Origin of the sequence: Gordonia hydrophobica NBRC 16057 (assembly GCF_001592365.1) — a bacterium.
Lineage (GTDB): Bacteria > Actinomycetota > Actinomycetes > Mycobacteriales > Mycobacteriaceae > Gordonia > Gordonia hydrophobica.
The window spans coordinates 388,092-408,853 of the sequence record NZ_BCWU01000001.1 but is presented as its reverse complement, the minus strand read 5'-3'; the positions used below and the strand labels follow the sequence as shown (position 1 = coordinate 408,853).

Sequence of the window (20,762 nt, the reverse complement as noted above, 5' to 3'; positions counted from 1 at the left end):
CCGTGACCACCAGCACCGTTCTCATCCCCGACACCGACAGCATCTACGTCGCAGGCGGCTGGCGGGCCGCCACCGGCGACGAGCGGATCGATGTCCGCAATCCGGCGACCGAAGAGGTCATCGCCGACATCCCCAGTGCCACCGAAGCCGACATCGACGCGGCCTGTGTGGCCGCCGCGGGGGCGCTGCCCGCATGGGCCGCCACGCCGCACGCCGAGCGCGCCGCGGTCTGCACCGCCATCGCCGACGGCTTGGAGAAGCGCGCCGACGAGCTCACCGCGTTGATGACCGCCGACCTGGGCATGCCGCTGCCGTTGAGCCGGCCCATTCAGGTGGGGTTGGCGATCAACGATTTCCGCGGTCTGGCCGCGGCCGCCGTCGAGCACCGATTCGAGCGGGCGATCGGCAACTCCACGGTCCGCAGCGTCCCGGTGGGCGTGGTCGGCGCCATCACGCCGTGGAACTTCCCGCTGCACCAGATCGCCGCCAAGGTCGGCGGCGCGCTGGCGGCCGGCGCGCCGGTGGTCCTCAAACCGGCGGGCGCGACCCCGCTCGGCGCCTTCGTCCTGGCGCAGATCATCGACGAACTCGACCTGCCCGCAGGCGTCTTCAACCTGGTCACCGGTGCCGGATCACGCATCGGCGAGGCGCTGGTCCGCCACCCGCTGGTGGACATGATCTCGTTCACCGGTTCCACGGGAGCGGGCGCGCGGGTCGCGTCACTCGCCGGGGAACGGGTGCGACCGACCGCACTCGAACTGGGTGGAAAGTCGCCCGCGGTGATTCTCGACGACCTCGACGACGCGGCGTTCGAGAAGACCCTGCGTCGGGTGATGTCCGGCTCGTTCGTCAACTCCGGTCAGATGTGCAGCGCACTCACCCGCGTCGTGGTCCCCGCGCATCGGTTGGCCTCCGCCGAGGAGATTCTCAGCGCGGCAGCCGCCACCTTCCCGGTCGGCGACCCCACCGCCAAGGGCACTCGCATGGGCCCGATGGTGACTGCCGGACAACGCGAGACCGTGCGCGGATTCATCGATCGCGCTGTCGCGGACGGAGTCCGTCTCGTTCAGGGTGGCTCGGACACTCCCGACGGGCTCGACCGCGGCTACTACGTCCGGCCGACTGTCTTCTCCGATCCGGAACGACGATCCGAGGTCTCGCGGGAAGAGGTGTTCGGGCCGGTTCTGGTGCTGCAGACCTACATCGACGTCGATCACGCCGTCGAGGTCGCCAACGACACCCGGTACGGCTTGGCCGCGGGCGTCTGGGGTGCGGACGCCGCGGCCGCCGACGCGGTGGCACGACGGATCCGCGCCGGCCAGGTGGAGGTCAACGGTGGGCAGTTCAACACGTCGGCGCCGTTCGGCGGTTTCGGCGATTCCGGTTATGGACGTGAATTCGGTCCCTTCGGCTTGGAAGACTTCTTGACCACGCAATCCATTCAGCACTGATCGGATCACTACCCGAGCACAGGGGCCGGAGAATGTCGTCGTACAGACGTCATTTCCCGGCCCATTGCGCATTTCCGAGACCGCAGCACTGAGCTCATTGATCATTCACCAGTGACACACTGCACTTGACCTATATTGGGACACTCCACGTCACACTCGCGCTCCTAATCTTTGAGATATCCGGGCGAGCTTCAAAAGACCCGGAATCATCTCTAGGAGGACGCCATGACGGCACCGGCGACCAGTGCACACGGACGCACTGACAATGATTCGAACACCGATGTTCTCGACGTATTGATCGTCGGTGGTGGCTTTTCCGGCCTGTATTCTCTCGACCGTCTTCGCGACGCGGGATTCACCGCGAAAGTGTGGGACGCGGCAGGCGATTTCGGCGGCATCTGGTGGTGGAACTGCTATCCGGGCGCGCGCACGGACAGCACCGGTCAGGTCTACCAGTTCGAGCACAAGGAACTGTGGCGCGATTTCGACTGGCGCGAGTTGTACCCCAACTGGGAGGGCGTCCGCGAGTACTTCCAGTACATCGACTCCCAGCTGGATCTGCGCAAGGACGTCGTCTTCAGCACCTTCGCCTCGGAGGCCGCCTGGGATGAGGACTCCCGCACATGGACCGTCCGCTCGTCCGACGGCAAGGAGCAGCAGGCCCGGCAGGTGATCGTCGCGACCGGCTTCGGCGCCAAGCCGCTCTACCCGAACCTCGAAGGTCTCGACACGTTCGCCGGCGAGAGCTACCACACCGCGCGTTGGCCCCAGGGCGGCGTCGACATGACCGGCAAGAAGGTCGTCGTGATGGGCACCGGATCGAGCGGCGTCCAGGTGGTTCAGGAGGCCGGCCACGTGGCCGAGCACGTCACCGTCCTGCAGCGCACGCCCAACCTGGCGCTGCCGATGCAGCAGCGCAAACTGACCCACGACGACAACGAGGAGTTCCGCAAGGATCTCCCGGAGCGCTTCGTGACCCGCAACAACGCCTTCGCGGGCTTCGATTTCGACTTCATGCCGATCAACGCGGTCGATCTCTCCAAGGAGGAGCGCGACGCGATCTACGAGAAGATGTGGCAGGAGGGCGGTTTCCCGATGTGGCTGGGCACGTTCCAGGACATCCTGTCCGACGACGAGGCCAACCGCACGTTCTACGACTTCTGGCGCAACAAGGTTCACGAGCGCATCGCCGATCCGGTGAAGGCCGAGATCGTGGCGCCGAAGGAGTGGCCGCACCCGTACGGCATCAAGCGCCCCTCGCTCGAACAGGACTATTACGACGTCATCAACCAGGACAACGTCGACGTCATCGACTCCAAGAAGAATCCCATCAAGAAGGTCGTCCCCGAGGGCGTCATCATGGAGGACGGCACCTTCCTCGAGTGCGACCTGCTGGTCCTGGCCACCGGGTTCGACGCCAACAGCGGCGGCATCCTCGGCATCGACATCACCGGCGTCGACGGCCAGAAGCTGCGCGACAAGTGGGCGGGCGGCGTCGACACCTTCATGGGCCTGTCGACGAACGGCTTCCCGAACATGATGTTCCTGTACGGACCGCAGAGCCCGTCCGGTTTCTGCAACGGACCCACCTCCGCTGAGCGGCAGGGGCACATCGTCGTCGAGTTCCTGGAGCACCTGCAGCGCAAGGGTGTCACCCGCTTCGAGAACTCGGTGGAGAGCGAGAAGTCCTGGCGCTCACACGTCGACGAGCTGTTCATGGACTCGATGTTCCCGCGCGCCAAGTCGTGGTACTGGGGCGCCAACGTCCCCGGCAAGGTTCCGCAGATGCTGAACTACACCGGCGGCGTCCCCCTGTACTTCACCACGTGGGACGAGCATAAGGAGAACGGGTACGACGTCTACGACGTGAAGTAGCGGGCCGCGCCGGAACACACCGGCCAGACACAATTATTCGCGTCCCCTACAGCACCCGCCGAGGGCAAACCGCCCTCGGCGACCGCTGGAGGGGACGCGAATCTCGCTCTGCCCCTACTATTCCGGAATCACTCCGGCACCCACTCCGCCCACGCCTGCTGCGCCCCCGCGTGCCAGGCGTCGTGGCATTCGTGGAAGGTCGCGGCCGCGGCACGACCGGGCCAGTCCTCGGGCAGCAGCCCGTGCGGCAGGTCGGGGTCCAGGAACGGGAAGCGGCGCCACGCCTGCACCAGGCGCACCTGCGCGGCGAACACGTCGGCGCCGGTCAGCGGCTCGGGTTGGAACGCCGACAGGAACTGCCGGTACTGCGCGGCGACGGTGTCGAGTTCCCAGGCGGCAGTGATCATGGCGTGCAGGTCGCCGATCTCGGCCCAGGCGCCGGTCCAGACGAAGGCGCTCGAGCGAATGCCGAGTCCGTCCAGGACGGCGGCGACCTTGTCGGCGACGCTCGCGTCGGGCACCACCCAGAGGCCGGGCGCCGGCGATCCCATCCCGAGCCACGTGAGTTGGGTGCGCAGTTGGTGGCGCAGTTTGCGTTGCGTCTCCGGCACCGCCACCGACATCAGCAACCACTGCGAGTTCCACTCGTGGGAGTCGGCGAGGAACGAGTAGATGCGGTCGGTGCCCTCGCGGAGCAGTTCGGCGCCGGCCTCGGTGAGACTCCACCGTGTCCGACGCCCGGCACGCTCCGACGTCAGCAGCCCTTCGGCCGCCACGCGCGCGGTGGCCTGCCGCGCGGACTTCTCCTCGACGCCGAGCGCGGTGAACGCGGCGAGCAGGGTCGACGTCCACACGCCCTCGCCGCGCGGATACGCGAATTCGCCGAGCATCGTCAGCAGCAACGACCGCGCGCTCGCGTCGCCGAGTTCGGCGCGCAGCGCGGCCTGATCGAGGCTCGAATCGGCCACGTTCAGCACGACTCCCCCTTCATTCTCCGGTTGGCATCGGTGCCACGAGGGTCCACTTTACCGCAGTGAATCTGCACGTCAGCTAGGGACTTCCGGCCATATTCCACAAAGTCTTGACGTTCTACCTTGTTAGTGTAGAGTTATTCATGTCGCACGACGAAGGTTCACCAGCCGCCCACAGCCCCGGGCCGAACCACTCCGACGCGCATCGAATTTCATCGACCGGGTTCTCGATCCTTCGCGATCCCGACGCAGCCCCACCCGACGCCGATTCCAAGAGGTAATCCAGTGACAGTCACCGACTCCACCCCCGCCACCACGGCTGACGACCACGCGCCTTCGCCCGTCGTGGACTTCGACACCAGTCCCTCGCAGTACCGCCACTGGCGGCTCGAGACCGACGGCCCCGTCGCCACCCTCTACCTGCAGATCGACCCGAACGGCGGCATCGTCCCCGGCTACGAGTTGAAGATGAACTCCTACGACCTCGGCGTCGACATCGAGCTCTACGACGCGGTGCAGCGCCTGCGCTTCGAGCACCCCGAGGTGAAGTCGGTCGTCGTCACCAGCGGCCTGGACCGCATGTTCTGCGCCGGCGCCAACATCCGGATGCTGGCGGCGTCGCCGCACTCGTGGAAGGTCAACTTCTGCAAGTTCACCAACGAGACCCGCAACGGCATCGAGGACGCGACCGCCAACTCCGGTCAGACCTACATCGCCGCGGTCAACGGCACCGCGGCCGGCGGCGGCTACGAGCTCGCCGTCGCCTGCGACCAGATCGTCCTGATCGACGACGGCTCGTCGGCCGTCTCGCTTCCCGAGGTCCCGCTGCTGGGCGTGCTGCCCGGCACCGGCGGCCTGACCCGCGTGGTCGACAAGCGCAAGGTCCGCAAGGACCGCGCCGACATCTTCGCCACCCGCTCCGAGGGCGTCCGGGGCGACACCGCCGTCACCTGGGGCCTGGTCGACGAGGTCGCCAAGGGCTCGGTGTTCGGCGACGTGGTCCGTCGGCGCGCCGAGGAGGCCGCCGCCTCCTCCAGCCGTCCTGACGACGCGACCGGCGTCACTCTCACGCCGCTGCAGCGCACCTCCACCGACACCAGCATCGAGTACACGACCGTCAAGGCCGAGCTCGACCGCGCCGGAGCCCGCGTCGACATCACGATCACTGTGCCCGACCAGGCCCCGCCCGCCGACGCCGCCGCGGCGCTCGCCCAGGGCGCCGAGTACTGGCCGCTGCGTCTGACCCGCGAGCTCGACGATCTGATCCTGCGTCTGCGCACCAACGAGCACCTGCTGGGCACCTGGGTCTTCCGCGTGGTCGGCAGCCACGAGACCGCCCTCGCCTACGACGCCCAGCTGCGCGCCCTGGCCGACGACTGGTTCATCAACGAGGTCAACCAGTACTACAAGCGCACCATGAAGCGTCTGGACGTCACCAGCCGCAGCCTGGTCTCGGTCATCGAGCCGGGCAGCGCCTTCGACGGCTTCCTCGCCGAGATCGCGCTCGCGTCCGACCGCCAGTACATGCTCGACGGCGTGTACGAGGACGTCGACCCGGATGCGGAGCCGGCCACCATCACGCTGACCGAAGCCAACTCCGGCCCGTTCCCGATGGGCAACGGACTCACCCGCCTGCAGTCGCGGTTCTACGGACACGACGACGACCTCGCCGCCGTCGACGCCGTCCGCGGCACCGCGATCTCCACCGAGCAGGCCGACGAACTGGGCCTGGTGACCATGGCACTCGACGACATCGACTTCGCCGACGAGCTCCGCATCATGCTCGAGGAGCGCGCCTCGCTCTCCCCCGACGCCCTGACCGGCATGGAGGCCAACCACCGCTTCGTGGGCCCGGAGACCGTGGAGACCAAGATCTTCGGTCGCCTCACCGCCTGGCAGAACTGGATCTTCATCCGCCCCAACGCCTCCGGCCCGGAGGGTGCGCTCCGCCGCTTCGGCACCGGTCAACGCGCGGACTACGACGAGAAGCGAGTGTAAGAGCAATGGCCCAGTTCAACGCCGCGGACTTCCTCGTCCACGCCCAGGCGCGCGGTGAGTTCGCCGACAAGAACGCCGTCGAAGGCACTCGCACCCGCACCTACGCCGAGCTCTCGGACGACGTCGCCAGGCTAGCCGCCAATCTCCGCGGCCTCGGTCTGCACCGCGACGACCGCGTGCTGTGCTTCATGGTCGACGACGTCGAGTTCCTCACCACGGTCGTCGCCGCGTTCCACGCAGGCCTCGTCGCCGTGCCGATCTCGACGATGTACAACGGCCACGAGCTCTCGGAGATCCTCATCGACTCCGGCGCCCGCGTCGTGGTCGGCAGCGCCGAGTTCACCGACGCCGTCAACGAGGCCGTCGCCCTCGCGCCCGAGGTGGAGCATCTGGTGACCTCCGGCGGGATGCAGGCCGACGTCCCCGACCGCATCAACGTCGTCGACTGGGAGAGCCTGCTCGACGAACCCGCCACCCCGATGGCGCAGCCCGAGGACACCAGCGAAGACGCGTGGGCCCTGTGGCTGTACACCTCCGGGACCACGGGCAAGCCGAAGGCCGCGATGCATCGGCACGCGAACATCCGGCATGTGTACCAGACGTACGGCAAGCAGGTGCTGCGGATCACCTCCGACGACCGCTGCCTGTCGGTCGCGAAGATCTTCTTCGCGTACGGCATCGGCAACTCGGTGTTCTTCCCGCTCGCCGCGGGCGCCACCACCATCCTCGAGCCGCGTCGACCCACCCCGGCGGTGTTCGCCGAACGGACGCGGACCGCCAAACCCACGCTCTTCTTCGGGGTCCCGACGTTCTACAACGGGATGATTCACAGCGACGTCGCCGACGCCGACTTCGCGTCGGTCCGACTCGGCGTCTCCGCAGGCGAACCACTGCCCGCCGCACTGCAGGAGAAGATTCTCGCGCGATTCGGTTTCGAGATCCTCGACGGTCTGGGCTCCACCGAGGCGCTGCACATCTTCCTCTCCAACGACCCCGACGACATCCGCCACGGCACCACCGGCAAACCGGTGCCCGGGTGGGACGTGGAGGTCCGCGACGAGGCCGGCGCCGTGTGCGACGTCGACGTCCCCGGCGAGCTCTTCATCCGCGGCGAGAGCCTGGCACTGGGCTACTGGCGGCGCACCGACGCGCAGCGCTCGGTGTTCCTCGGCGGCTGGATGCGCACCGGCGACACCTACACCCGCGACGCCGACGGCATCTTCCACTGCATGGGCCGCTCCAACGATCTGCTCAAGGCCGGCGGCATCTGGGTCACCCCGTCCGAGGTGGAGGCCCGTCTCCTCGCCCATCCGTCGGTGATGGAGGCCGCCGTGGTCGGCGCCGAGGACGAGGCGGGACTGGTGAAGCCGGTCGCCGCCGTCGTCCTCACCGACGACGCCGCACCGGTCACCTCCGCCGAGCTGATCGCCTGGTGCCGCGAGGGTCTCGCCTCGTTCAAGGCGCCCCGCGCCGTCCGCATCCTCGACGACCTGCCCAAGACGGCCACCGGCAAGCTGCAGCGCTTCCGGGTCCGCGAGCAGCTCTCCGACAGCCTCACCACCCCTGACTCTGAACTCGAAGGAGCGAACCGATGACCGACTACCGCTTCGATCTGCTCATCGTCGGCGCCGGCCCCGTCGGCCTGTACGGCGCCTACTATGCGGGCGTCCGCGGCCTCTCGGTCGGCGTCATCGACTCGCTGTCCGAGCTCGGCGGCCAGGTCAGCGCGCTATACCCGGAGAAGCTGATCTTCGACGTCGCCGGCTACCCGCGCATCAAGGGTCGCGATCTGGTGACCGCTCTCGCCGAGCAGGCCGCCCAGGCCGACCCGGTGTATCTGCTGGGTCAGGAGGCGCAGGAGCTCACCGAGCACGCCGACGGCACGTTCACCATCTCCACCTCCGGCGGCGACACCGTCACCTGCGGCGCGATCGTCCTGTCTGCGGGCATCGGCACCTTCACCCCGCGCAAACTGCCCGCAGGTGAAGACTTCCTGGGCCGCGGCCTGGAGTACTTCGTTCCCGATCCCGCGCCGTACGCCGGCCGCAATGTGGTCATCGTCGGCGGCGGCGACTCCGCCCTCGACTGGGCGCTGATGCTCGAGGAGTACGCCAAGTCGGTCACCGTCGTGCATCGCCGCAAGATCTTCCGCGCGCACGCCGCGACGGTCGCGCAGGTGGAGGCGTCGTCGGTGCGACTCGTCACCGACGCCGAAGTGGTGGTGCTCGACGGCGACGGCAGCCTGCAGCACGCTCACGTGCAGACCAAGGGCGTCGACGGCGTCGAGGTGGTCGACTGCGAGAACCTGGTCGCTGCGCTCGGCTTCCTCGCCAACATCGGGCCGCTGCGCGAGTGGGGTCTGGAGTTGCACGACAATCGGCACATCGTCGTCGACTCGGCGATGCGCACCACCCGCGCCGGCGTGTACGCGGCCGGCGACATCACCGAGTACGACGGCAAGGTCCGCTTGATTTCTGTGGGATTCGGCGAAATCGCCACCGCCGTCAACAACGCAGCGGTACACCTCGATCCAGAGGCGCAGTTGTTCCCCGGTCACTCGACCGACGAGCAGCCCGCCCCCGCTGCCGTCTGACAGCCCAATTAAAGACAGAGAGGAGCCGTCATGCCGTATGTGATCGCCAGCCCGTGCCTCGACGTGATGGACAAGTCGTGCACCGAGGAGTGCCCCGTCGACTGTATCTATGAGGGGAGCCGCAAGCTCTACATCAACCCCAAGGAATGCATCGACTGCGGTGCCTGCGAGCCGGTCTGCCCTGTAGAGGCCATCAGCCAGGATCGCCGCGTGCCGGACGACGAGTCGGCGTTCATCGCTGACAACCGCGCCTTCTTCGAAACTGTTCTCCCCGGTCGCGACGAGCCGCTCGGCGCGCCCGGCGGATCCCACAAGGTCGGCCCGGTGGGCGTCGACACACCCATGGTGGAGGAATTGTGACTACGCCGATCGGGCGTCCCGCCCGCGAACTCACCGACGAAGAACTCGAGCACCAGGGCAAGCAGGCCCATGAGACGCGCAACTGGGTGTTCTTGCACGGCACGGCCGCGCAGTTCGCCACCCACACCGCGCGCATGTTGGAGTTGGAGCAGGAGTATGTCCGCCGCTACCCCAAGCGGACCTGGCAGGGCTCCGGTGGCGCCCCGACCGCCCCGGGCGACGAGGTGGAGCAGATCAAGGCCGCGATCGCGGGCATCGTCGCGCAGTTGCAGTCCCTGCTGCAGATGACCCCGGTGACGGCCGACGAGCACTCCGGCGCCGCGCCCGACGACCCGATCAAGGCCCTCTTGCAGGCCATCGCCGACCGCCCCGACGGCCGCATGAACAAGCTGGCCGTCCACCAGCTGGCCCGAGAACTCGGCATCGCGCGAGAGAACCTCGCGAAGCTCTACAAGGAGGACCCGCACCTGCTGGAGACCGAGAAGTCCGACCGCGTGATCACCGACGCGGGCAGGGCCGCGCTGGCGTAGCCCCCACGCGACCTTCCCACGCTCCTCGAGTACGCCCGCGAACGAAGTGAGCGAGCACATCGAGAGGGCCGCGGCTTCCCAAACAACCGAAGATCACCAGTGTTCCCAGTGACCCACCCGCCGTCACTGGGAACACTGTTGTTTGCGGCGCACTCCGACACCGCATTCGACCCCACGCTGGTCGAGTTCGACGCCGCGAGCTTGCGAGCGCCGCCGAGAATCGAGACCCCCGCACGACAACCCGGGCCCGACCACCCACAACCACTGCCACCTCAGAATGTCCGACCCTTCTGCTTTCCTGTGCTGTTACCGCGACTGCGGAACGTACCGCCAGACGGTGCTAGCACCACAGGTAAGGCCCGACATGATCACGCGCGCAACGATTCTCCCCGGCGATGCCGCATCGCCCGTCGTTCTGCACGTCCCCTACTGCCCACCGATGTCCACCGAGTTCACCCCGCAAGCCCTGCTCGACGGCTCGCTCGACACCGTCGCCGACCGCATCGCCAAGAACGCGCGGACACAAGCCGCACGACGACCCCACGTGGTCCTGAACCGCTTGCCGAATTACGTCGAAGACGCCGTGCCGAACGCCATGACCGGAGAGCGCCGACGCGGCCACACCATGCTGTGCGGTCACCACGCCGCAACAATCCCCGCCGACCCCTACGTCACTCTGGTGCGCCGCATCGTCGAGGAGCGCGTCGCCGCCACCACCCGGGTCACCGTGGTCGAGATTCGCACCGCCTCGACGCCGGCAGCCACAGACGATCCCCGTCGCATCACGGTGGCTGTCGATCCCGACCTTACGCCGCGATCGCTCGCCGACGCGGCTTCAGCAGCCTTCGCCGGATACGACGTCGACGAAACCACCGAACCCGCCACCACGTGGCCCGTACCGTCGACGTGCGGAGACGCCTCCGCCATCGAAGCGATCGCCATCGACATCCACACCGGCGCAAACACCGTTATCGCCCCGTCCGCAGTCGTCCGCTTGGGTCGCACCTTCGCCGCACTCGCCGACCGCTTGATCGACGACGGGCTTCGTGAGAACTGACCCGCTGCAACCCGAGCGCAGCATCCAGTCGCCCTTACGCTCTCCGCTATAAGCGACGAGCGCGTGTTCTGTAACGATGGCGAAAAGCAAGCAGCAAGGTACTGCTGCACGAGTAGGTGATATTTGGTCTGGCCTGCCCTGACATTTTCTATCGGTGGCAGTGCTCGTCCTAATTCAACGTCTCTATAGTTGCCCGCTTGGTATACCGTGCCACGGTGAATTGAGTCGGTTCACGGAACCTCGTTCGAATCCCGTCGCGGTGCGCCGCCTGTACTCAACGACCCCACCATCCGCACCCAACGGTCACAGTACTGGCGCGATCCGACACAGCTTCGCAGTCCGGCGAGAGTCCTCGTTCCGTGTCATCCACTCGTCGCCGTTGATGAACCCATCCGCTACCCTGACCACAAAGCGGCCCGACGGACTTCTGGTGCACCGCACCGCCTGATATGTCCCCACCCGCACGACGATTTCGTGCTGCCCTGGGGATTGATTCGTGACGCTGCTCCGCACCACTGCCGACGATGTTCGCTTCTCGCAACCCGATTCGCTGGTGGAACAGTTGCTCGAGCAGATGATGTTCTCGACTGGCCGCAAAGCCGGTCAGCCTGAACAGAATTCGTGGCGGCGCAGCCTCCCGACCCTGGCGCAGGATCTCCGCGATGCCGGCCTCAGCGACGTCGAGATGCTTATCGAATACCACATGCCGCTCACCTCGCAGCGGGCCGACGTGGTGCTCGCGGGCATCCACCCCGCTACGGGTGCGCCGTCGTATGTCGTGGTCGAACTCAAGCAGTGGACTGCGGCCTACGCCTTTGAGGACAGCAGCGAGATCGTCGACGTCCCCGGCATGCCCGGCGGCCCGAAACTCAACCCGATCAACCAGGTCCGCGGCTACTGCGACTACCTGGCCGACTTCGCTCGCGTTCTCGAGAACCAGCCCGACGCACTCGCCGGCGTCGCCTACCTCCACAACGCGAACGATCCGGCCCTCGTCGCCGATTTGCGCGCGGTTCCGATCGACACGCGTGGCCAGATCTTCACCGGGGCTGAACGCGGCAAGTTCCACGACTTCCTCCGCTCGCGGCTCGCACCGAGCACCGGGAAGACGGTCGCGGACATGCTACTCAAGTCCAAGGTCGCCCCGTCGCGCCAACTGCTGAAGGTCGCAGCAGACGAGGTGAAGAACCGGCCACAGTTCCAATTGCTGGGAAATCAACAGCTCGCCGTCGACATGGTCCTCCACCAGGTGGAGCAGTCGCGCATCGCCAACTCCAAGCGCGTGATCGTCGTGACCGGCGGCCCCGGCAGCGGTAAGAGCGTGATCGCTCTCGAATTGCTGGGTGAGATCGCCCGGCATGGCCGCGATGTCCTCCATGCCACCGGGTCTCGATCGTTCACCCAGACCCTCCGCAAAGTCGCCGGCCACCGCGACACCCGTGTCCAGAAGATGTTCAAGTACTTCAATCAGTTCATGACCGCCGAGACCAACGGCCTTGACGTCTTGATCATGGACGAAGCGCACCGCGTGCGGGAGACGTCCGTCGACCGGTACACGAAGGCCGAACTCCGGACCGGCCGACCACAGGTCGACGAGCTGATCGCCGCTGCACGTGTCCCGGTCTTCCTCCTCGACGAGCACCAAGTGGTGCGACCCGGTGAGATGGGCTCGCTGGAACAGATCTCGCAGTACGCGAAGTCGCTGGGACTCGAAGTGGTCCACATCGCGCTCGAGTCGCAGTTCCGGTGCGGCGGCAGCGAGGAGTACGTCCAGTGGGTCCAGCGGTTGCTGGGCCTTGCAACCAAGACCGCGCCGACCGCATGGGGTGTCGATCCCCAGTTCCAACTCGAGGTCGCAGACACTCCCTGGGATCTCGAAAGACGACTCCAAGAGAAGCTCGACGAGGGCTATTCGGCGCGAATGACGGCCGGCTACTGCTGGCCGTGGTCCAACGCGAACAAGGACGGCACGCTCGTCCCGGACGTTGAGATCGGCGACTGGAAGCGCCCATGGAACTCCAAGAGCGACAGACGAATCGGGGACGCTCCCCCGTCGGCCCTCTGGGCGACGCAGGAGGGCGGATTCGATCAGGTCGGGTGCGTCTACACGGCACAGGGGTTCGAGTACGACTGGAACGGAGTCATCCTCGGACCCGATCTCGTGTGGCGTGACGGACGCTTCGTCACGGTCCGCGCCGCCAACAAGGATCCGGACTTCCGCAGTCGGACGAAAGTCTCCGACCTCCGCTTCGACCTTTTGCTTCGCCATGTCTACAAGGTGCTGCTCACCCGCGGAATGGTCGGCGCGGTCATCTACTCGACGGATGAGGAAACGCGCGAGGCGTTGCACCTGCTGATTTCCAGCCCAAGCTGAGATCCCACAAGCTCACAACTGAATAGAGACTGACAAACGAGCACGGCCCGACAGGCTTCCGCAACAGGACATGCCTCCACCCGGAGCGAACCTGGATTGGGCATGTGTACAAGTGTCTGGCTGGATCGTGAAGATCAGCGCAACAACCCCCGACCACGCGGAATTCGCGATGGAGGACGGCCTGTGGGACGTCCGAAAGTCTGACGCATTCAAGAACATCGGTCCCGGTGATGACGTCTTCTTTTGGCTCGGCGGCGGTAAACCCAACGGCGGCTTGAAAGGTTGGGGGCGTGTCGAGTCGGGGCTTCACGCCATCACCCCCGAGATGAGGCACGCGCGGTGGAACGACGTCGAGACTGGTGGGTATACGCATCGGTTTACCTTCGAAAGCCTCTCTTCGGAACCGAGATGGGACCCTGCCTGGAGTGAAATAGAAGCACTGTTGGGCAAGCGTCTCGCCCCGCCCGCGCCTGCCAACCCGCTGTACCACCCGAAGCATGTCCAGCTGGTTCGCGGCCTCTATATCCCCGGCTCTGTCAAGGGAACAGATCTAATGTTCGGAACGGCGGACAATCCTAGCCCTGTAGACGACATCGAGCCGTACCGAGCAACGAGCGGCACCGACAGTCGCGAGGTCGTCAAGCGTGCGATTGCAGTCCGACAAGGTCAGCTGGCCTTTCGGAATTCTCTGCTAAAGGCGTACCACGAGGAGTGCGCAGTCACGAGATTCGATGCAGCCAACGCACTCGAGGCCGCACACATCGATCCGTACCGCGGTGCCGAGAACCACCACATTCAGAACGGAATTCTTCTCCGATCGGATGTCCACACGCTTTTCGATCTACACGAGATCACGATTGACGACCAATACAGTGTCGCCGTGGCTCCGTCGCTATTGACGACCCAATACGGGAACCTCGAAGGCAGGTCAATCGAACTCCCTGACCAAGAAGATCAGCGTCCGTCACAGGAGGCACTTGCCCGGCACCGTGCAGACTGCGGTTGGTACTCGCAGAAATAGTCGGGCGAACGCTGGAGCCTCGTCGTCGATCGGTAAGGGGATCGCCGACTCGCGCCAGCGTTCATCCATCAATGGCTCGCGTGGACGGCCGGTCCGTGGACTCCAGGACCGCGATGATCCCCTCCCGGATGTCGTCGCGCGTCAGGTACGCCTAGGCAACGGATCGACTCGGCACCGATCCGTTGCCTAGGCGGAATCAGTTCCGGTGCCCACGCAGCGAGGGTTCGGTTCGCCTTTGCGCCGGCGCCACCCGTTGACTTCGAAGATATCGCCTGCAGTCGTCAAATTGCCCACCAACTCCCTCTAGTGCATTCTGCACAATCCACAATGTGAACTTCGGCACCTTGGCCGATGTTTCCCCAGCACAATCCTCGTAGTGTCTCATCTCACAGGGGAGATACTGATGGAGGAATTGTGGAATTGGCATACCTGCCGTGGCACCTGGCCGAGCGGTTCGGCACGGCGCCCGCCATCCGCGACAGCCGCGTCGAAGTCTCCTTCGACGAGCTGAACCGCTGGGTGAGTGCTGTTGCCGCACAGTTCGCCGAGCGTGGCATCGGTCGGGGCGACGTGGTCGCGGTGATGCTCCCGAACCGCTGCGAGCTGGTTGTCGCGATGTTCGCCGCATGGCGGCTCGGTGCGGCGGCGACCCCGGTCAATCCGGCGTTCACGCCCGCCGAAGCCGAGCATCAGTTCTCCGACGCCGACGCCGCGCTCGTCGTCAACACCGGGCCCGACGCGCCGTCGGGCGGCCGACCGACGCTGGCCGTCGACCACCTGGCGGCACCCTCGCGCACCGACGCCGCGGCACCCGCCCCGCTGAGCCCCGACGACCTCGCCTTGATCATCTACACCAGCGGCTCCACCGGTCGCCCCAAGGGCGTCATGATCCCGCACGGCAACGTCGAAGCCATGTCCGCGTCCATGGCCGAGGCCATGCGACTGACCTCAGCCGACCACTGCCTGCTCATCCTCCCGCTGTTCCACGCGAACGCGCTGATGGTCAGCCTCCTGTCGTCGTTGCGCGTGGGCGCGCAGTTGACGATCGAAGAGAAGTTCTCGCCGACGACGTTCTTCGAGACGGTCGAACGTCGTCGCCCCACCTACTTCTCCGGCGTCCCCACCATCTACGCGCTGCTGGTCAGCAAGGCCGCCGAACTCCGCCCCGACTTGTCGTCGCTGCGCTTCGTGGTCTGCGGGGCCGCACCGGCGTCGCGTGAGCTGCTGCAGGCCTTCGAGGACCGCTTCGGCGTACCGATCCTGGAAGGCTACGGACTCACCGAAGCCACCTGCGGGTCAGCGCTGAACCCGCTCGACGGGCCACGCAAAGTCGGCACCGTGGGCGTGGCACTGCCGGGCCAGCGGATCCGCATCGTCGACGAGAACCTCAACGACGTCCCCGTCGGCACCGCGGGCGAAGTGCTGATCACCGGCCCCGTGGTCATGGCCGGCTACCTCGGGAATCCCGAGGCCACCGCCGAGACGCTGGTCGACGGCTGGGTCCGGACCGGCGACGTCGGCACCCTCGACGACGACGGCTACCTGACCATCGTCGACCGCATCAAAGACATGATCATCCGCGGCGGCGAGAACATCTATCCGAAGGAGATCGAGAGCACCATCTCCAGCCTGCCCGGCGTGCTGGAGGTGGCCGTCGTCGGCCGATCGGACGACGTCCTCGGCGAAGTGCCTGTGGCCTTCGTGGTCCCCTACCCCGACGCCGACCTGACCGCCGACCAGATCTTGGCGCACTGCCGGGAACACCTGACGCGCGTGAAGGTCCCGGTCGCCGTCGAGACGGTCCCCACGCTGCCGAAGAACCCAGTCGGCAAGATCGACAAACCGCGGCTGCGAACCACCGCCGCCACCTGACCCGAACTCCCCCAACCGCGTCCGCCGCCCGGCCGACGCGCGCTGTCCCGTACCCGAGATCTCCCCCGTCAACCTCCACCCGCACGTAACCGAAGGAGTTGTGCCATGGGCTTCTTACAAGCCGACGTCCCCGACGTCGACCCCGCGAAGTTCGAATCCATCCCGACGATGGAACGAATGAAACTGCTCTGTCAGCACTGGGTCGACTACGGATTCGGCGCCCCCAAGATCATGCACTCGCTGTACCTGGTGAAGGGTCTGTTCTTCATCCTCGGCGGCTGGCTGATCATCGGCCTCACCACCCCGGGCCTGCCGCTGCTCGATCTCGGCGCCTGGTGGGGCGAGGTGATCGTCCTGCAGAAGGCCATGTTCTGGACCGTCCTGTGGTCGGCCACCGGATTCAACGAGTCGTGGGGACCGCTCGCATTCAAGTTCAAACCCAACACCGCGGGCTACCGCTACTGGATCCGCACCGGCACGCTGCGACTGCCGCCGTGGCCCGGCAAGATCCCCTTCACCAAGGGTGACGAGCGCAAGGCCGTCGACGTCGTGCTGTACCTGGCGATGCTCGGCTCGGCGCTGGCCGGTCTCCTGATGCCCGGCGAGCAGACCGCCGCCGCCTACAGTGAACCTGGACTGGTGTCGATGTGGCCGTTCATCGCCTACATCGCCTTCCAGGTGCTGCTGGGCCTGCGCGACCGCGTCGCCTTCCTGGCCGCGCGCCCCGAGCAGTACTCGGTCACCCTGCTGGCCTTCGGCGTCCTCACCGTGTACGGCACCGGTCACGTCGACATGATCCTGGTCTCCAAGATCGCGATCTTCGCCGTCTGGTGGGGCGCCTTCCTCTCGAAGATCGGCCCGCACTTCACCCCCACCGTGCAGACGATGCTGGCGAACGCGCCTCTGAATCGGTCCAAGAAGCTCCGCCACGCGCTCTACCGCAACGCCCCCGAGGATCTGCATCCGTCGCGCCTGTCCTGGTTCGCCGCCCACGTGATGGGCACGATCGTCGAGTTCGCGGTGCCGCTGGTGCTGTTGTTCACGACCAACTGGGTCGTCGCCGTGCTGGCCGCGGTGTTCATGATGTGCTTCCACCTGTTCATCTACTCGATGTTCGCGCTCGCCATGCCGCAGGAGTGGAACATCTTCTACGTCTTCCTCTCGCCGTTCGTGTTCCTCGGCTTCTTCGCGGGCGACGGCTACGCCCTGTGGGATGCGACCAACGTCTGGGTGGTCATCGGCGCATTCGCCGCGACCCTCATCCTCCCGATCCTGGGCAACTTCCGCCCCGACCTGATCTCGTTCCTGATCTCCATGCGTCAGTACGCGGGCAACTGGGCGTCGGCGACGATGGCGTTCCGGACCAACGACTGCGAGAACAAGCTCGACAACCCCGATTTCGTCACCGAGATCACCTCGCAGCGACACCAGCTCGCGAGCCTCTTCGGCCCGGAAGCCGCGGAGATCTTCCTGCAGAAGACCACCGCGTTCCGGCTGATGAACTCGCAGGGGCGCGGGCACATGTCGCTGATGATGGATCACCTCGACGACCTCGACAACTACCGCTTCCGCGAGGGTGAGATGCTCTGCACCTTCTTCGTCGGCTGGCAGTTCGGCGACGGTCACCTCTTCAACGAGCACACCATCGCGGCAATCCAGAAGCGGTGCAATTTCGAGCCCGGCGAGTGGATGACGGTCTGGACCGAGGCGCAACCGCTGCACAAGAAGACCCTGGAGTACAAGGTCATCGACGCGGCGCTCGGCGTGGTGGAACGCGGTCACTACTACGTGGCCGACGCCCTCAAAGACCAGCCGTGGCTGCCCAACGGACCGATCGACTACACGGTCACCTGGCGCGCCGAAGGGTATGCGCCGGAGGGAAACTACCGCCCGACGGTCCCGGTGATGGCAGGCTGAAGCCATGACCACAGCCGTCGTCGTCGGCAGCGGACCCAACGGTCTGGCTGCCGCCGTGACACTCGCCGCCGATGGAGTGGATGTGACCGTCCTGGAAGCATCCGACTCCATCGGCGGGGGCACCCGCTCCGGCGAGGTGACCCTGCCCGGCCTGCTGCACGACCACTGCTCGGGCTTCCATCCCCTCGCCGTCGACAACGCGTTCAGCCGGCAGTTCGATCTCGCCGCGCACGGACTGCGGTGGCGACACGCCCCGGTTCAGTACACGCACCCGCTCGACGACGGCCGCGGCGCCGCAGTGTGGCAGTCGGTGGATCAGACCGCCGACGCCCTCGGGGACGACGGGGCGTCGTACCGTCGGATGTTCGCCGCGCTCGCGCCCCGGTTCCCGGCCATCGCCGACGAGTTCCTGCAACCGATGGTGCACGTGCCGCGACATCCGTTGGCGCTGGCCCGGTTCGGCGCCTATGCGGCCCTGCCCGCGGCGCTGCTCGCCCGCCGGTGGCGCACCCCCGAGACGCGGGCGCTGTTCGCCGGCGCGGCCGCGCACACCTTCCATCCGCTGACCACCCCGCTGTCGTCGGCGATCGGGATCGCGATGGCGACGTCGGCGCACCGGTGGGGATGGCCGGTGGCGCAGGGCGGGTCGGTCGCCATCACGCGGGCGATGGCGTCGTTGTTGACCTCGTACGGCGGCGCCATCGAGACCGGGGTGACGGTCCGCGATCACCGCGACCTGGACCGGCCCGACATCCTGATGTTGGACACCACACCAAGCGCCGCCGCCGACATCCTGGGCGCCACGCAGCCGCCGCGCATCTCCAAGGCGTATCGACGGTTCCGGCACGGACCGGCCGCATTCCAGGTCTCGTTCGCCGTCGACGACGGCATCCCCTGGGAGCACCGACCGTCGCGGAGCGCCGCCACCGTGCATGTCGGCGGCACGCTCGACGAGGTGGTGGCCGCCGAGCGCGCGGTGTGGGACGGCACCATGCCTGCCCGGCCGTTCGTCCTCGTCGGACAGCAGTCGGTGGCCGATCCCGACCGGGCCGTCGACGGCGTCCATCCGGTCGACACCTATGCGCACGTCCCCGCCGGCTGGAGCGGCGACGCCACCGAGATCATCACGGCGCAGATCGAGCGCTTTGCGCCGGGCTTCCGGCAACGGATCCGCGCGACGCATGTTCAGTCGGTCCGCGGGTTGGAGGGCAGCAACGCCAACTACGTCGCCGGCGACATCGTCGGCGGCGCCTGCACTCCCCGCCAACTGGTGTTCCGACCGCGCGTCACGCTGCGCCCGTATTTCACCGGGGCGCCGGGAGCGTACCTGTGCTCGGCGTCGGCCCCGCCCGGTGCAGGCGCCCACGGGATGGCCGGATGGAACGCCGCCCGCGCGGCCCTCACCGATCTGGCTCGCACCCGTCGATGAGCGGCGACTACGCGCCCGGCATGCTGGGTTCTCCGGACCCGGAACGACTGTCGGCGCTGACCGCGCAGATCGGCGCCCGGCTGAAGACCGACACCGCGGCCATCAGCGAGGGCATGACCGCGGCGATCGAGCAGAACATGGCCGAGCTCGACATCGCCGACATGCACGCATCGCTGCACGCGAGCGTCGTCGACAACGTCGAGGTGATCGTCGATCTGCTCGCCGAGCGGAAGGACGCCACCGACCTTCCGGCGCTTCCCGACGCGCACCGCTACGCCGTCGACCTCGCGCAGCAGCGGGTGCCCGAGGCGTCGTTGCGACGGGCCTACCACGTCGGCTCCAACCACCTGCTGGCCCACATCTTCGATCAAGTCCGCCGCCTGGACTGCGAACCGCAGGAGAAGCTGCAGCTCTACCATCACCTCGCCGGCTGGACCTATCAGTACGTCGACGAGATCACCCGGTCGGTCATCGCCACCTATCAGGAGGAGCAGCGCTCGTCGCGGGAGCGGGCGGCGCGGGCCACCGAGGCGATCGTGACCCAGGTCCTGGCCGGCGACGACGTGCCCGCCCTGCAGTTCCGGGCGGCCACCGGCTACGAGCTGCAGCAGCCCCACCTCGCGTGCTGTGTCTGGATCGACACCGCCGATCCCGCGCATCCGCCCGTCGCCCTCTCCGGAGTGATCGAGAGGCTCCGCGCGGCGCTCGCCGTCCCCGGCGAAGCACTGGTGGTCTCGACGGGGCGGCACGCGGCCGACGTCTGGTTCGGCTGGTCGACGCGGCGCACGGTCGACGTCCAGGCCGTCCGTCCTCTCGTCGACGCCGAGGGCAGTGCGCGGATCGCCTTCGGCACGCCGGACCCGGGTGCGGACGGCTTCCGCACCAGCCTGGCCCGGGCGCATCAGGTCGCCACCATCGCTCGGGTCGGCGGCACCGACGCCTCCCGCGTCGTCTCGTACGCCGACGACGGCGTCCCGGTGATCGCGCGGCTCGCCGACGACCTCGTCGACACCCGGCACTGGGTCCGCCAGACCTTGCGCGATCTCGCCCTGGAGACCGACGACGCCGCTCGTCAACGTGAGACGGTCCGGGTGTTTCTGAAGTCGGGCTCCAACTTCTCCCGCACCGCGTCCGAACTCATGCTGCACCGCAACACCATTCGGTACCGACTCACCGCGGCCGAGAAGCAGCTGGGCAGGCACCTCACCGACAAGCCGCTCGATACGCAACTCGCCCTCGAAGCGTGCCGCATGCTCGGCAGCGCCGTGCTGACCGCCGAGGAACCACGCACCGCGTGGTCGCCCCTGAACTGAC

Annotated in this window: 15 protein-coding genes; 14 read left to right on the top strand and 1 reads right to left on the bottom strand. The window is 67.0% G+C overall.

The annotated features are described in order from the left end of the window. The first annotated feature begins 2 nt into the window (after positions 1-2). A complete protein-coding gene (locus GH2_RS01990) occupies positions 3-1,451 on the top strand; it encodes an aldehyde dehydrogenase family protein (protein ID WP_244885288.1) in 1,449 nt (482 codons plus the stop codon). A gap of 225 nt (positions 1,452-1,676) precedes the next feature. Beyond that, positions 1,677-3,326, top strand: coding sequence for a flavin-containing monooxygenase (locus tag GH2_RS01985; protein WP_066162370.1), 1,650 nt, complete (start codon positions 1,677-1,679; stop codon positions 3,324-3,326). Between the two features lie 128 nt (positions 3,327-3,454). On the opposite strand, the gene GH2_RS01980 is transcribed toward GH2_RS01985, so the two are convergent. After that, a complete protein-coding gene (locus GH2_RS01980) occupies positions 3,455-4,303 on the bottom strand; it encodes a PaaX family transcriptional regulator (RefSeq protein WP_204700960.1) in 849 nt (282 codons plus the stop codon). A gap of 279 nt (positions 4,304-4,582) precedes the next feature. Here GH2_RS01980 and boxC point away from each other — a divergent pair, with 279 nt between their 5' ends. From boxC to GH2_RS01920, 12 genes are all read left to right on the top strand, one after another. After that, the gene (gene boxC, locus GH2_RS01975; RefSeq protein ID WP_084247240.1) at positions 4,583-6,295 is read left to right on the top strand and encodes a 2,3-epoxybenzoyl-CoA dihydrolase; all 1,713 of its coding nucleotides are present in this window, start codon (positions 4,583-4,585) and stop codon (positions 6,293-6,295) included. Between the two features lie 5 nt (positions 6,296-6,300). Beyond that, positions 6,301-7,890: a benzoate-CoA ligase family protein gene (locus tag GH2_RS01970; protein WP_066162364.1), complete on the top strand. Its 1,590-nt coding sequence runs from the start codon at positions 6,301-6,303 to the stop codon at positions 7,888-7,890. Continuing rightward, complete coding sequence (locus tag GH2_RS01965) at positions 7,887-8,888, top strand: NAD(P)/FAD-dependent oxidoreductase (protein WP_066162361.1); 1,002 nt, start codon at positions 7,887-7,889, stop codon at positions 8,886-8,888. Before GH2_RS01970 ends, GH2_RS01965 begins: the two co-directional genes overlap by 4 nt. Positions 8,889-8,918: 30 nt before the next feature. After that, the gene (gene fdxA / locus GH2_RS01960) at positions 8,919-9,248 is read left to right on the top strand and encodes a ferredoxin (RefSeq protein ID WP_066162358.1); all 330 of its coding nucleotides are present in this window, start codon (positions 8,919-8,921) and stop codon (positions 9,246-9,248) included. Further along, positions 9,245-9,778: a DUF6158 family protein gene (locus GH2_RS01955; protein ID WP_066162355.1), complete on the top strand. Its 534-nt coding sequence runs from the start codon at positions 9,245-9,247 to the stop codon at positions 9,776-9,778. Before fdxA ends, GH2_RS01955 begins: the two co-directional genes overlap by 4 nt. Before the next feature lie 364 nt (positions 9,779-10,142). After that, complete coding sequence (locus tag GH2_RS01950; RefSeq protein WP_066162352.1) at positions 10,143-10,835, top strand: hypothetical protein; 693 nt, start codon at positions 10,143-10,145, stop codon at positions 10,833-10,835. 496 nt (positions 10,836-11,331) lie between these two features. Then, positions 11,332-13,209, top strand: coding sequence for a DUF2075 domain-containing protein (locus GH2_RS01945; protein ID WP_066162348.1), 1,878 nt, complete (start codon positions 11,332-11,334; stop codon positions 13,207-13,209). 127 nt (positions 13,210-13,336) lie between these two features. Then, entirely contained in the window at positions 13,337-14,230 is an 894-nt protein-coding gene (locus tag GH2_RS01940) for an HNH endonuclease (RefSeq protein WP_169802409.1), read from the top strand. A gap of 414 nt (positions 14,231-14,644) precedes the next feature. Further along, positions 14,645-16,102: a class I adenylate-forming enzyme family protein gene (locus GH2_RS01935; protein ID WP_066162342.1), complete on the top strand. Its 1,458-nt coding sequence runs from the start codon at positions 14,645-14,647 to the stop codon at positions 16,100-16,102. Positions 16,103-16,207: 105 nt separating this feature from the next. Then, positions 16,208-18,019 (top strand): DUF3556 domain-containing protein, encoded by a 1,812-nt coding sequence (locus tag GH2_RS01930; RefSeq protein WP_066162339.1) that lies wholly within the window; start codon positions 16,208-16,210, stop codon positions 18,017-18,019. A 4-nt stretch (positions 18,020-18,023) separates the two neighbouring features. Then, complete coding sequence (locus GH2_RS01925) at positions 18,024-19,448, top strand: phytoene desaturase family protein (protein WP_066162336.1); 1,425 nt, start codon at positions 18,024-18,026, stop codon at positions 19,446-19,448. After that, positions 19,445-20,761, top strand: coding sequence for a PucR family transcriptional regulator (locus GH2_RS01920; protein ID WP_066162333.1), 1,317 nt, complete (start codon positions 19,445-19,447; stop codon positions 20,759-20,761). The genes GH2_RS01925 and GH2_RS01920 overlap by 4 nt, the downstream gene beginning before the upstream one ends. Position 20,762: the final 1 nt, after the last annotated feature.